The sequence below is a fragment of the Pseudomonas sp. 2848 genome, assembly GCF_003253945.1.
Classification (GTDB): domain Bacteria; phylum Pseudomonadota; class Gammaproteobacteria; order Pseudomonadales; family Pseudomonadaceae; genus Aquipseudomonas.
Genome location: NZ_QKZD01000004.1, coordinates 141,541 through 154,022 on the forward strand (window position 1 = coordinate 141,541; position 12,482 = coordinate 154,022).

Here is a 12,482-nt window from a genome sequence, read left to right on the forward strand (position 1 = left end):
CCATGGCAACCATCAAAGATGTCGCGGCATTGGCGGGTATTTCCTACACCACCGTGTCCCATGTACTGAACAAGACCCGTCCGGTCAGCGAGCACGTGCGGCTGAAGGTCGAGGCGGCGATCGCCGAACTCGACTACGTGCCCAGCGCCGTGGCCCGTTCGCTGAAGGCGCGCAGCACCGCCACCATCGGCCTTCTGGTGCCCAACAGCGTCAACCCCTACTTCGCCGAGTTGGCCCGGGGTATCGAGGATGCCTGCGAGCGCAACGGCTATTGCGTGATCCTGTGCAACTCCGATGACAACCCGCAGAAACAGCGCAGCTACCTGCGCGTGCTGCTGGAAAAGCGCATCGACGGCCTGATCGTCGCCTCGGTGGGCGAGGACCAGGACCTGCTCGACAGCCTCAGCGGCGTGCGCACGCCGATGGTCATCGTCGACCGGGCCCTGGAAGGCGTCGAGGCCGACCTGGTGCGGATCGACCACGAGCAGGGCGCCTACCTGGCCACCCGCCATCTGCTTGAACTCGGGCACCGCGAGATCGCCACTATCGGCGGGCCGGTGGACACTGGGGTCAGCCAGCTGCGCCTGGCCGGGTTCCGCCGGGCAATGGCCGAGGGCGGCGTGCGCGTTGCCCCGGGCCATGTGCTGCACAGCGATTTCACCAGCCTCGGCGGGCATGCCGCCGCGGCGCGCCTGCTCGATGGCGAGCGGCCCACGGCGATCTTCGCCGGCAACGACATGATCGGTTTCGGCGTGCTGCGTGCCGCCGCCGAACGCAATATCGACGTGCCGGGCGAGCTGTCGGTGATCGGCTTCGACGACATCGAACTGAGCCGCTATGTGTACCCGGCGCTGACCACGGTCGGCCAGTCGATCCGCGAGCTGGGTGAGAGCGCCGCCGGGCTGTTGCTGTCGCGCATCGTCACGCCACGCCGCGACGGCGCCGCCGAACAGCGCATCGTCGCCCCGCGCATCGTGCTGCGCGAATCCACCGGGCCACGCCCGGACCTGTTCAACGATTACCGTTAAGGAATACCCATGGATGCCAAGGTGGTAGTGGTCGGCAGCCTCAACATGGACCTGGTGGCCCGCGCCCAGCGCCTGCCCCGGGGAGGCGAGACCCTGACCGGCGACAGTTTCTTCACCGCGCCTGGCGGCAAGGGCGCCAACCAGGCCGTGGCCGTGGCCCGGCTGGGCGCCAGCGTGGCGATGGTCGGCAACGTCGGCGACGACGCCTACGGTCAGCAACTGCGCCAGGCGCTGCTCACCGAGGGCATCGATTGCCGGGGGGTGAGCGTGTGCCCGGGCGTGTCCAGCGGCGTGGCGCTGATCGTGGTGGATGCCGCCAGCCAGAACGCCATCGTCGTGATCCCCGGCGGCAATGGCCTGCTCAGCCCCGAGTCGGTAAGCCGTTTCGATGCACTGCTGCAGCGCGCCGAAGTGATCATCTGTCAGTTGGAGGTGCCCACGGCCACCGTGGCCTGGACCCTGGCCCGCGGCCGCGAGCTGGGCCGCACGGTGATCCTCAACCCGGCGCCGGCCAGCGGGCCACTGCCAGCGGAGTGGTACGCCTACATCGATTACCTGATCCCCAACGAGAGCGAAGCCGAGGCCCTGGCCGGGGTGCGGGTCAATGATCAGGAAAGTGCCCGCCGCGCGGCCGAGCGGCTACGCCAGTTGGGGGCGGGGAAGGTGATCGTCACCCTTGGCGGCGATGGCGCCTTGCTGGTCGACGCCACCGGCAGCCGGCACTTCCCGGCCCCTCGGGTGCAGCCGGTGGATACCACGGCGGCCGGCGATACCTTTGTTGGCGGCTTTGCCGCCGGCCTGGCGCGGGGGTTGTCGGAAGATGAGGCGATCGGCTTCGGCCAGTGCGCCGCCGCATTGTCGGTAACCCGGGTCGGCGCGCAGCCGTCCATTCCCCTGTTGAAGGAGCTGGCGCCATGAAGAAGACGCCACTGCTGAACATCGCCCTGTCGCGGACCATTGCCGGGCTCGGCCATGGCGACATCCTGGTGATCGGTGACGCCGGCCTGCCGGTGCCGCCGGGGGTGGAGCTGATCGACCTGGCGCTGACGCCGGGTATCCCGGATTTTGCCAGCGTGTTGCGCGTGGTACTGAGCGAGATGCAGGTGGAGCGGCATGTGCTGGCTGACGAAGTGTTTCAGGCCCTGCCGCCGGGGTTGGCCGAGGTCGAGCGTTTGCATGCGGGCGGTGAGCTGGGCCAGCGCCAGGTGCTGAGCCATGCCGACTTCAAGACCCTGTGTCGCCAGGCCCGGGCCGTGGTGCGTACCGGGGAGTGCAAGCCCTACAGCAATATTGCCCTGGTGGCTGGCGTGACTTTCTAGACCGAATGCGAGGGCGTGCGCCCTCGATCGCCGGCAAGCCGGCTCCCACAGGTCGGGCGCAACCTCGGGCTGCCGCTGTGGGAGCGGGCTTGCCGGTGAAAGGGCCGCGAAGCGGCCCCTTGTGAATCCATCCCCCTAGCAACAAGGAGTGCTGAATGTCCCTCAAGAACCTGCTCCAAGGAGCCGTCCTCATGTCCGCGCTGGCCGCCACTTCCCTCATGGCCGCGCCCCGCGACCTGATCATCGACACCGACCCAGGCGCCGACGACGTCGTCGCCCTGCTGCTGGCCATGGCCTCGCCCGAGGAACTGAAGATCCGCGCCATCACCACCGTGGCCGGCAACGTGCGCCTGGAGAAGACCTCGCGCAACGCCCGCCTGGCCCGTGAGTGGGCTGGCCGCGAAGAGATCCCGGTGTACGCCGGGGCAGGGCGGCCGATGGTGCGCACGCCGATCTACGCCGCCAACGTGCACGGCGAGGAAGGCCTGACCGGCGTCCAGGTCCACGAGCCGAAAAAGCCGCTGGCCCAGGGCAACGCCGTGCAGTACCTGATCGACACCCTGAGCGCCGCCGAGCCTCACAGCATCACCGTCGCCATGCTCGGCCCGCAGACCAACCTGGCCCTGGCATTGATCCAGAAGCCGGAGATCGTCAACGGCATCAAGGAAGTGGTGGTGATGGGCGGTGCCCATTTCAACGGCGGCAACATCACGCCGGCGGCGGAATTCAACCTGTTCGCCGACCCGCACGCCGCCGAGGTGGTGCTGGCCAGTGGCGTGAAGCTCACCTACCTGCCGCTGGACGTCACCCACAAGGTGCTCACCAGCGACGCGCGCCTCAAGCAGCTCGCCGCGGTCAACAACAATGCCAGCAAGCTGGTGGTGGACATCCTCAACGCCTACATCAAGTTCGACATGGACAACTACGGCATGCCAGGCGGCCCGGTGCACGACGCCAGCGTCATCGCCTACCTGCTCAAGCCTGAGCTGTTCAAGGGCCGTCAGGTGCACATGGTGGTCGACAGTCGCGAAGGCCCGACCTTCGGCCAGACCGTCGCCGACTGGTACGGCGTGCTCAAGCAGCCGGCCAATGTGATGTGGATCGAGGAGGGCGATGCCCAGGGCTTCTTCGACCTGCTCAGCGCCCGCCTGGCCCGATTGAAATAGTGTCGTGGTGCGCGTAGCGCTCGAACACCTGGTCGATGAAGCTGCGCGCCGCCTCGCTGCCACGATCGCGTACCAGCAGGTCGATGGCGATCAGCAATAGCTCTTCGGGGGTTCCCGGGCTGTAGGCGCTCTGGCCCTCGTCCCACTTGACCTTGATATCGGCGTCGATGCTGTGGCTGCTCATGGGGCGGTTCTCGCTTGGGCCTGGGTGATAGGTCGAATACCGCGTCCTGGCGTTCGAAGGGGAGGTGTTTCATGCTCCACTTCTTGCAGTAAATCATGCCTTTGCGCAACGGGATCTGCGACTTAGGCATAAGCCTTGCGTTTGGCCGAACCTGCGGTTCGGTGCAAAATTCGGTGACGATTGCGTTTCGCATCCCCTGGCCGAGTCAGGCAGAATCTTGCGGTTTTGCAACAAACCGTTGGTGGAACTGTCGCATAAGGCAGTTCCCGGATCGATTTAGGAGGATTCATGTTCCGTACCCGCGCTTCCCTGGCGACCCTGCTGGTGGCTACCGTCCTGGCAGGTTGCAGCACCGGTGGCTCTTCGGGCGCTAGCGCCCCTGCCGCCCCGGCCGGCAATGACGGCCGCTGCGAAGCCAGTGGCGCCGATTTCACCGTCGGCAAGCCGGCCAGCGCCGAGCTGCTCGAGCAGGCGCGCAAGGCCAGCGGCTCGCAGATGGCACGCATCCTCAAGCCGCACGATATGATCACCCTGGAGTACCGCTCCGAGCGGTTGAACCTGAATGTCGATGACAAGGGTGTGGTGACTCGCGTCAACTGCGGCTGATTGCCCGCACGCGGTCACCTGGCGCGGGCTGGCCCGCGCCTTCCTGTGCTCACGCCACGGTCGCCGGTTTGCGCCGTCCTTCGCTGGCGAACATCCTCTCTCCCAATGCGCGGGCGGTTCGCAGATGCCGTGCCGGATCCTGCCCTTCGCTGTCGTCCAGCAACGTCGAACTCAACACCCGAGCGCCGCAATAATCGAAGATGCCGTGCTCGATCTGCACGCGCATGGCCTCGCCGTAGCCGTGCCGCTCGAAAGTGCCGGCATCGGCCCCGGCAACGCCAATCAGGTGCGCAGTCAAATCGTGCAGGCGCTTTGTGGTACTACCGTCCGCAGCCTGGTAGAAGGCCCAGCCATTGCTGAACACACGCTCGACCCAGCCCTTGAGCAGGGCCGGGAGCGACCACCAGTAGATGGGATAGACCAGCACCACGGTGTCGGCGCGTTCGATGCGCGCCTGCTCGGCCAGCACATCGGCCGGCGGCGGCCCCAGGCGGCGGTGCACGGCGTGGTCGGCCAGGGTGAAACGGGGGTCGAATCCTTCACGGGCCAGGTCGGCGAACTCGCTGGTGTGGCCCGCCGCGCGCAGCCCTTCGGCGAGCTGCTCAGCAAGGGCATGGGTGAGGGAGGCGGGGTCGTGGTGACCGATGACGATCAGGGCATGCATGGTGGAATCTCCAGAATCAGGATGCGAGTGCGTCGGGAGCGTTATATACTCCCAGTAAGTTACTATTGGTAAGTTACTTTTGGTAGGTAATCAATGTCAAGCGAGGAAAAGACCACGCCGCGCAAACGCCTGTCCCGCGAGGAGCGCCGCCGGCAACTGCTCGATGTGGCCTGGCAACTGGTACGCGAGGAAGGCACCGATGCCTTGAGCCTGGGGCACCTGGCCGATCAGGCGGGGGTGACCAAGCCGGTGGTGTATGACCACTTCGAAACCCGCAACGGATTGTTGCTGGCGCTGTACCAGGAGTACGACGCGCGCCAGACGGCGATGCTCGACACGGCCCTGGCCGGTTGTCCGACGGACCTGCCGGGGCGGGCCTGGGTGATCGCTGAGGCCTATGTCGACTGCGTGGCGACCCAAGGGCGCGAGATCCCCGGTGTCAGCGCCGCATTGGCAGGCTCGCCGGAGCTCGAGGCGCTCAAGCGGGGCTATGAAGGACCTTTCATGGACAAATGCCGGGAAGCCTTGGCGCCCTTCGCGGCGGGCGGCGATATCGGCGTGGCCGGCCTGTGGGTGCTGGTGGGGGCGGCGGATGCGCTGTCCCTGGCGGCGGCGGCCGGCGAGTTGGCCGCCGAGGCCGCCAAGCGCGAGTTGCAGGCGACCATCGTGGCGATGGTCCTGCGTCAGTAGCTGGCGGTGCGAGGCGGACCAGCGATCAAGCCGGCAGGCTCTGGTACGTCTGCTCCTCGCCGGGGCTGCGGGCGAACTGGCGCTTGTACTCGCGGCTGAACTGCGAGGTGCTCTGGTAGCCTACCCGATGCGCCACCTGGGCCACGCCCAGGCCTTCGCCGATCAGCATCTGTTGCGCCTTGAGCAGGCGCAGGCGCTTGAGGTACTGCATCGGCGCCAGGTCGGTGCAGCGCTTGAAGTGCTCATGGAAGGTTGACACGCTCATGTTCGCCCGGCCGGCCAGTTCATCCACCCCCAGCGGCTCGGCGTAGTGCTCGCGCAGGTAGGCCAGGGCCGAGGCGATCCGGGCAAAATGCCCCTGTTGTTCGACCAGTGCCCGCAGCACCCCGGCCTGAGGGCCGCGCAGCGCGGTGTAGAGCACCTCGCGCACCCGCGCCGGCCCCAGCACCCTGGCGTCCAGCGGGTCCTGCAGGCACTGCAGCAGGCGCTCGACACTCTCGCGCATGGCCGTGTCCAAGGCTGCCGAGGTCATCGACTGCGGAGTCTGTACCTGAACCGCGGCATCCGGCCCCAGGTTCATGGCTTGCACCAGTTCGCCGAGCATGGCGCGATCGATGTCCACCGCCACGCCCAGCAGCGGCGCCTGTGGGGTGGCGAAGGTTTCGCAGAGGAAGGGCACCGACAGCGCCTGCACCAGATAATGCCCGGCGCCGTACTCCAGGGTTCGCGGGCCCAGGCGCGCCAGCTTGCTGCCCTGGGCGACGATGATCAGGCTGGGTTCGTAGATCTGCGGGCTGCTGGCCACGTAGTGGTCCCAGGTCAGGACCTGGACCTGGGGCAGGGCAGTGGGCACGAACCCCGGGCGCGTGGCGAGGGTGCGGATCAGTGAGCAGAGCGTGGCATTGGCATCCACGTGGCAAGTCAAGTGCATGGCGAAACCGGGCAGAGAATCGGACACTGTCATCTTCGCAGATTGGATAGCTTGCGCCAGAGGGTAGCAGGCAGGTCCGGAGAATCAGGCATGCATGCCGGAGAATCGGCCGTGGCCGGGGCGGGCGAGGCTGCGCAAAATACGCCGCCTGAACCGTTTCACCTGAGAGAGGTCCGCATGTACACCGCCATCGGCTACGCCGCCCAGTCCCCCACCAGCCCCCTGGCCCCCATGACCTTCCAGCGTCGCAGCCCGCGGGCCGACGATGTCGCCATCGAGATCCTCTACTGTGGCGTGTGTCACTCCGATATCCATCAGGCCCGCAACGAGTGGGGCATCGCCGTCTACCCGCTGATGCCGGGCCACGAGATCGTCGGTCGGGTCACCGCGGTTGGTGCGCAGGTCAGCCGCTACCAGGTGGGCGATCTGGTCGGGGTCGGCTGCATGGTCGACGCCTGCCGTCACTGCGAAGCCTGCCGCCAGGGCGTCGAGCAATACTGCCTGGAAGGCCCGACCATGACCTACGCCACCCCCGACCGGGTCGATGGCAGCAATACCATGGGCGGCTACTCCAGCAGCATCGTGGTCAGCGAGCATTTCGTCCTGCGCATTCCCCAAGGCCTCGAGCTGGCCAGCGCGGCGCCGATCCTCTGCGCCGGCATCACCACCTACTCGCCGCTCAAGCACCATGGTGTTGGCCCGGGGCACAAGGTCGGCGTGCTGGGCATGGGCGGGCTGGGCCACATGGGCATCAAGCTCGCCAAGGCGCTGGGGGCGCATGTCACGCTGTTCACTCGTTCCGCGGCCAAGGCCGAGGAGGCGCGGCGCCAGGGGGCTGATGAAGTGATCGTGTCCACCGACGCCGAACAGATGCGCGCTGCGGCCGGCCGTTTCGACTTCCTGCTCGACACCATCCCGGTCCAGCACGACCTCAACCCCTACCTCGAAACCCTGAAGTTCGACGGCGTGCATATCCTGGTCGGCTTGATCGAGCCGGTCGACCCGCCGCTGCATGCGGCCAACCTGGTGATGAAGCGTCGGGTGCTGGCCGGCTCGCTGATCGGTGGTGTCGCCGAAACCCAGGAGGTGCTCGACTTCTGCGCCGAGCACGGGATCAGCTGCGATATCGAGATGCTCGACATCCGCAACATCAACCAGGCCTACGAGCGGATGATCGCGGGCGATGTGAAATACCGTTTCGTCATCGACATGGCCACGTTGAAGGTCTGAGTCGACAGGGCGCCGCTGACGCGGCGCATCGCTGGCAAGCCAGCTCCCACCTCGCCCGCGCAGTTCTTGAGTCTTGCGCTATCCCTGTGGGAGCTGGCTTGCCAGCGATGAGGTCTTTGAAGGCAGTCTGCCCACACACCGGCACGGCACATTATCTGAGGGGGGCCGCATATGCCTGGCGCAGGTCGACGCCCCAACCATCGAGCACGGCCTTGACGTTGTCGGCCGTCATCACCTGGCGGTCGTTCTCCAGCGGCACGCCAGTGCCTGCGAGCATCGCCTCGCCCACCACTCGCCCGCTTGTGCCGGCTTCGAACGACAGTTCGGTGGCAATTTCGCTGTCCCGGTCGCGCATCCCCACGGCACTGCTTACTCCAGCCGCGACCAGGGTGATCGGCAGCCACTCGTAGTACCGCAGGCTTTGTGCGTCGGCGCTGATGCGGGTAATGGCCGGTCTGACAACCAGCGTGTTCGGGCCAGGGCTATCCACTACCTTCATCACCTTGCCTATTTCCTTGCGCAGTACCGCGTCGTAGTAGTGGCTGATCGAGGCGAGGGTAGCCTGGGGAATACGCGGGCTCGGTTCGGGTGTCGGGTAGAAGCGGCTGGGCGCCAGGTAGACCTCGATATAGCGCCCCCGTGGCCACTTCGGGTCGGCCCAGCTCAGTACGGTACCGCCAGACGGCGCCTGGTGCGGGGTGAGCAGGCCGTAGTCCTTGAGAAACCCGGCCGGTGCCGGCTTGTTGCTGCTGCATGCCGAGAGGCTCAGGGTGCTGGTCAGCATGACCGTCAGCAGATGCCGCCTGCTCATGGGCGGCGCTCCTCTTGCGCGGCGGCCTGCCAGGCCTGGGTCGGGGGCGCGTCCTGCGAGGCCTGGATCTGCAACTTGCCATGCGCCATCAGCCAGTGGATCAGCTCACGGATGGGCACGGTATGGCTGTATTCGACCCATTCGCCACAGCCCGGGTCGTAATGCTCGAAGTAGCGCCGCAGGGTGATGTAGCCCAGGTCGTCCGCCAGGCCCAGGCTCTCCTGCTGCACGATCAGTGAGCCCGTCTGGCCGCGGCTGGTGTGGCGCTGGCTGAGGATCAGGGGGGCGGAACCTTCTTGCACATCGGTGCTGTTGCGGCTGTCGGCTATCTTCATGGGGAGCCCTCGGCGAATGGAAGGCCCGCAGGGTGCAGGGTAATGTTTGCCAGGTGATGTCCGAATCGTGTCACTCGTGACGAAATGTTGCCCGATTGAAATAAATGACCCGGGCAGCGCAATGGTTTTAGATACGCCTTTTTTCCGGACCTGTACCACCGTGAGCAGACTGCTGATCGTCGATGACGATGTGGAAATCCTCGCCCTGCTGAAGCAGTTCTTCGTCCAGCAGGGTTACGAGGTGGACCTGGCCGCCGAAGGCCAGGCGATGTGGGCGGCCATCGAGCGCCAGCTCCCGGATGCGATCATCCTTGACCTGATGCTGCCGGGCGAGGGCGGCCTGAGCCTGTGCCAGAAACTGCGTGCGCAGGTCGGGGTGCCGATCATCATGCTCACCGCCATGGCCGAGCTGAGCGATCGCATCATCGGCCTGGAGCTGGGCGCCGACGACTACCTGACCAAACCTTTCGACCCGCGCGAACTGCTGGCCCGCCTGCGCGCCGTGCAGCGCCGTGCCGGCGAGCAGGCCCCGCGCGGCGAGGCGGCCAGGCCGGTGATCGGTTTTGCCGGCTGGCACCTGGACGTCACCTGCCGCGAGTTGCGCTCGCCCGAGCAGGTGATGATCCCGCTGTCCGGCGCGGAGTTCGACCTGCTGGTGGTGTTCCTCGAACATCCCCAGCGCATCCTTACCCGCGAGCAGTTGATCGACCTGACCCGTGGCCAGGGCCATGACGCCTACGACCGCAGCATCGATGTGCAGGTCAGCCGGCTGCGGCGCAAGATCGAGCCCGACAGCAAGCGCCCGGAGCTGATCCGCACCGTGCGCAATGGCGGCTACCTGTTCACTGCCAAGGTCACTCGCTCGTGATCCGTCGCCTGCTGGGCCGCGATTCCTTGCGCAAACGGATCGCCCTGACCATCTTCGTCGCATTGCTGGCGTCGTTGGCGTTCAACGCCTTGTTCGTCAAGCTGGCCGGTAGCTGGGCGCGTCCGCCCATCGACCGCACCGGCCTGCTCGAACAGATCGCCGTCACCACGCGGGTGATCGAGCGCGCACCGCCGGCGCTGCGCAGCCAACTGGCCCAGGCAGCGAGCACGCCGACCCTGGAGGTGACCTGGAGCCGCCAGCGCAGCGATTTCGGCCTGCCCGGTCCTGGCGTACAGTTCACCTCCGGCCAGGTGCCGGCGATGGGGCAGTTGCTGGGGCCGGCACGCGTCATCGAGGTCTACAACCCCGACGACTGGCCCAAGGGCAGCCCCGAGGCCCACTACGTGGCGCTGGTTGCCCTGGCTGATGGTAGCTGGCTGTTGTTCGTACCGCCGGAGCGCAGTTGGGGCATGAGCGCTCCGGCGCGGCTGGCGGTGATCATCGGGCTGGGGCTGGTGGCGACCCTGCTGGTGGCCTGGCTTGCCACCCGTCAGCTGGCCGCGCCGCTGCAGCGCTTCGCGAATGCGGCGCGGCGCTTCGGCGGCGATCTGCAGGCGCCGCCCATCGCCATTGAAGGCCCCGAGGAAATCCGCCAGGCGATCATCGCCTTCAACACCATGCAGGCGCAGATCCAGCACTTCATTCGCGAGCGTACCCATATGCTGGCGGCCATCTCCCACGACCTGCGCGCCCCGCTGACACGCATGCGCCTGCGCAGCGAGTTCATGGAAGACCTGGACCATAAGCACAAGCTGATCCGCGATGTGGAAGAGATGCAGAGCATGATCAACGAGGCCCTGGCGTTCTTTCGCGAAGGCACGCAGCTTGAGCAGCGCACGGCCTACGACCTGTCGGAGCTTTTGCAGACCCTGGTCGACGACTACCGCGACCAGCAGCTCGCCGTCGCCTTCAAGGGCCCGGCGCACCTGGTGCATGACGGCCGTCCGCTGGCGACCAAACGGGTGATCGTCAACCTGTTGGAAAACGCCATGAAGTATGCCCGCGAGCCGCAGATCATCCTGAGTCACGCCGGGCACCTGATCGTTATCGAAGTAGGCGACCGCGGGCCGGGCATCCCCGAAGAGGCCTTGCAGCGGGTGTTCGACCCGTTCTACCGGCTGGAAGGCTCGCGCAACCGCGACACCGGCGGCGTGGGCCTGGGGCTTTCGGCGGCCCGTGCCAGCGTGCGCGAGCAAGGCGGTGAGCTGACCCTGCGCAACCGCAGCGGCGGCGGGCTGGTGGCCCGGGTCGAACTGCCCGATGGGCGCTGAGCGGGTCAGTACACCCAGACTTCGACGCGACGATTGCGCAGGCGTCCCTGTTGCAGATCGTTACCGGCTACCGGCAGTTCGTCGCCCATCCCCGTCACGTCCCTGGCCTGGACCCCGGTCCGGGCCAATTCGCGACGTACCGCCATGGCCCGCAGCCGCGACAGCAGGGCGGCGCGTCCTGGTGTCTCCTTGGGGTCGCCGAAACCCACCAGCACCACCTTGCCCTGCAGCTTGCCAGCCTGGCGCAGGTAGTCGCTGACCCGTTGCACATCGCGCAGGGCCTTGTTGTCGAGGCTGGCGCTGCCTTCCTGGAAGCGGAAGTTGACGCTCAGGCGTTGCGCTTCGCTGGCCAGTGCCCGGTAGCGCGGCGGCATGTCGGCCTGGGTCGGTACCGGCTGTGGCTTGATCTGCTGGGAGACGAACCCCTGGTCGGCGACGATCGCCTGTCCGGCGGGGCTCTGGGCGAACTCCGCCAGGGCCTTGGCCTGGGGCGTGGCGTGGGCGGGCAGGTAGAAGAACAGGCGACGCGACAGCGGGTAGTCTTCGCTGGCCACCAAGGCGCGGCTGGGGAGCAGGGCAGGCGCGTCACCCTCGGCCACCGCCAGCACCTTGGCCTGGTGGACCGTGCCCAGGCCGCTGAAGCCGATGGCCTGGCGGTCGGCCATGACCTGGGCGGCCAGCGCATCGGCGGATTCGAAGCGACGCGCCTGGGTGGCCAGCGCCTGGTTGTGCGGGACAAGCACCAGGGCCTTGAAGGTCTCGAAGGTGCCGGAGTGGTCGTCGCGGGCATACAGGTGGATCGCCCCGCCGGCCACGCCCAGCTGTTCCCAGCGCTGCAACCGCCCGGAAAACACCTGCGCCAATTGCCCGGTGGTCAGTTGCGCGAGGGGGTTGTCCGGGTGGGTGATCACCGCCACGCCATCCAGGGCGATGACCTGCTCCGAGCCCGCGCCGCGCAGGTTGCCCAGGGCCTGCAACTGTTGCACCTCGCTGTCACTGATCGGTCGCGAGGCTGCGGCCAGGTCCGCTTCGCCGCGGGCCAGTGCGGCGAAGCCCGTGCTGGTGCCGTGGGCGGCGATGTCGACACGCAGGGGCAGGCCGTTGCGATCGACAGCGTGAAGCGTGGTCTCGTTGGCGGAGGCACCAGGCTGGCGCTCGATGGCGCTCGCGCCTTGCGCTTGCAACAGGCCCCGCACCAAGGCTGGGCCAAGCGCGGCGCCGATGGTGTTGGAGCCCTGGATGCGCAGTTGCGCCGGCGCGGCGCAGGCCAGGCCGGCAAGCAGGCACAGCAATAGGGGGAGCAGGCGAGGCATGCCGAA

The 12,482-nt window shown here is 67.1% G+C and carries 15 protein-coding genes; 9 read left to right on the forward strand and 6 right to left on the reverse strand.

What is annotated here, in order from left to right; genetic code table 11:
• Positions 1-2 precede the first annotated feature (2 nt).
• From DFS21_RS09885 to DFS21_RS09900, 4 genes are all read left to right on the forward strand, one after another.
• Positions 3-1,028, forward strand: a complete 1,026-nt coding sequence (locus DFS21_RS09885) for a LacI family DNA-binding transcriptional regulator (protein WP_102682860.1) — start codon at positions 3-5, stop codon at positions 1,026-1,028.
• A 9-nt stretch (positions 1,029-1,037) separates the two neighbouring features.
• Entirely contained in the window at positions 1,038-1,946 is a 909-nt protein-coding gene (rbsK, locus tag DFS21_RS09890) for a ribokinase (protein ID WP_102682859.1), read from the forward strand.
• A complete protein-coding gene (gene rbsD / locus DFS21_RS09895) occupies positions 1,943-2,347 on the forward strand; it encodes a D-ribose pyranase (protein ID WP_110704609.1) in 405 nt (134 codons plus the stop codon). Before rbsK ends, rbsD begins: the two co-directional genes overlap by 4 nt.
• A gap of 155 nt (positions 2,348-2,502) precedes the next feature.
• A complete protein-coding gene (locus tag DFS21_RS09900; protein ID WP_102682857.1) occupies positions 2,503-3,513 on the forward strand; it encodes a nucleoside hydrolase in 1,011 nt (336 codons plus the stop codon).
• On the opposite strand, the gene DFS21_RS09905 is transcribed toward DFS21_RS09900, so the two are convergent.
• Positions 3,485-3,697, reverse strand: coding sequence for a hypothetical protein (locus DFS21_RS09905; protein WP_023632517.1), 213 nt, complete (start codon positions 3,695-3,697; stop codon positions 3,485-3,487). The genes DFS21_RS09900 and DFS21_RS09905 overlap by 29 nt on opposite strands.
• Before the next feature lie 288 nt (positions 3,698-3,985).
• On the opposite strand from DFS21_RS09905, the gene DFS21_RS09910 reads away from it, so the two are divergent.
• Positions 3,986-4,303 (forward strand): I78 family peptidase inhibitor, encoded by a 318-nt coding sequence (locus DFS21_RS09910; RefSeq protein WP_110704611.1) that lies wholly within the window; start codon positions 3,986-3,988, stop codon positions 4,301-4,303.
• A 49-nt stretch (positions 4,304-4,352) separates the two neighbouring features.
• On the opposite strand, the gene DFS21_RS09915 is transcribed toward DFS21_RS09910, so the two are convergent.
• The gene (locus DFS21_RS09915) at positions 4,353-4,967 is read right to left on the reverse strand and encodes an NAD(P)H-dependent oxidoreductase (RefSeq protein WP_110704613.1); all 615 of its coding nucleotides are present in this window, start codon (positions 4,965-4,967) and stop codon (positions 4,353-4,355) included.
• A 93-nt stretch (positions 4,968-5,060) separates the two neighbouring features.
• Here DFS21_RS09915 and DFS21_RS09920 point away from each other — a divergent pair, with 93 nt between their 5' ends.
• Positions 5,061-5,657, forward strand: coding sequence for a TetR/AcrR family transcriptional regulator (locus tag DFS21_RS09920; RefSeq protein WP_111532207.1), 597 nt, complete (start codon positions 5,061-5,063; stop codon positions 5,655-5,657).
• A 25-nt stretch (positions 5,658-5,682) separates the two neighbouring features.
• On the opposite strand, the gene DFS21_RS09925 is transcribed toward DFS21_RS09920, so the two are convergent.
• Positions 5,683-6,588 (reverse strand): AraC family transcriptional regulator, encoded by a 906-nt coding sequence (locus DFS21_RS09925; RefSeq protein WP_111532208.1) that lies wholly within the window; start codon positions 6,586-6,588, stop codon positions 5,683-5,685.
• Positions 6,589-6,765: 177 nt separating this feature from the next.
• On the opposite strand from DFS21_RS09925, the gene DFS21_RS09930 reads away from it, so the two are divergent.
• Positions 6,766-7,818, forward strand: coding sequence for an NAD(P)-dependent alcohol dehydrogenase (locus DFS21_RS09930; RefSeq protein ID WP_111532209.1), 1,053 nt, complete (start codon positions 6,766-6,768; stop codon positions 7,816-7,818).
• 151 nt (positions 7,819-7,969) lie between these two features.
• Here the strand turns inward: DFS21_RS09930 and DFS21_RS09935 are convergent, their stop codons facing one another.
• Positions 7,970-8,629: a DUF3313 domain-containing protein gene (locus DFS21_RS09935; protein ID WP_110701472.1), complete on the reverse strand. Its 660-nt coding sequence runs from the start codon at positions 8,627-8,629 to the stop codon at positions 7,970-7,972.
• Positions 8,626-8,964, reverse strand: a complete 339-nt coding sequence (locus DFS21_RS09940) for a hypothetical protein (protein WP_110701474.1) — start codon at positions 8,962-8,964, stop codon at positions 8,626-8,628. Before DFS21_RS09940 ends, DFS21_RS09935 begins: the two co-directional genes overlap by 4 nt.
• Before the next feature lie 121 nt (positions 8,965-9,085).
• Here DFS21_RS09940 and DFS21_RS09945 point away from each other — a divergent pair, with 121 nt between their 5' ends.
• Both DFS21_RS09945 and DFS21_RS09950 read left to right on the forward strand, forming a co-directional pair.
• Positions 9,086-9,832, forward strand: a complete 747-nt coding sequence (locus DFS21_RS09945) for a response regulator (protein ID WP_111532210.1) — start codon at positions 9,086-9,088, stop codon at positions 9,830-9,832.
• Entirely contained in the window at positions 9,829-11,163 is a 1,335-nt protein-coding gene (locus tag DFS21_RS09950) for an ATP-binding protein (protein WP_110701478.1), read from the forward strand. The genes DFS21_RS09945 and DFS21_RS09950 overlap by 4 nt, the downstream gene beginning before the upstream one ends.
• Positions 11,164-11,168: 5 nt before the next feature.
• On the opposite strand, the gene DFS21_RS09955 is transcribed toward DFS21_RS09950, so the two are convergent.
• Positions 11,169-12,476 carry a substrate-binding domain-containing protein gene (locus DFS21_RS09955; protein WP_111532211.1) on the reverse strand — a complete coding sequence of 436 codons (1,308 nt, stop codon included), beginning with the start codon at positions 12,474-12,476 and terminating at the stop codon, positions 11,169-11,171.
• Between the last annotated feature and the right edge of the window lie 6 nt (positions 12,477-12,482).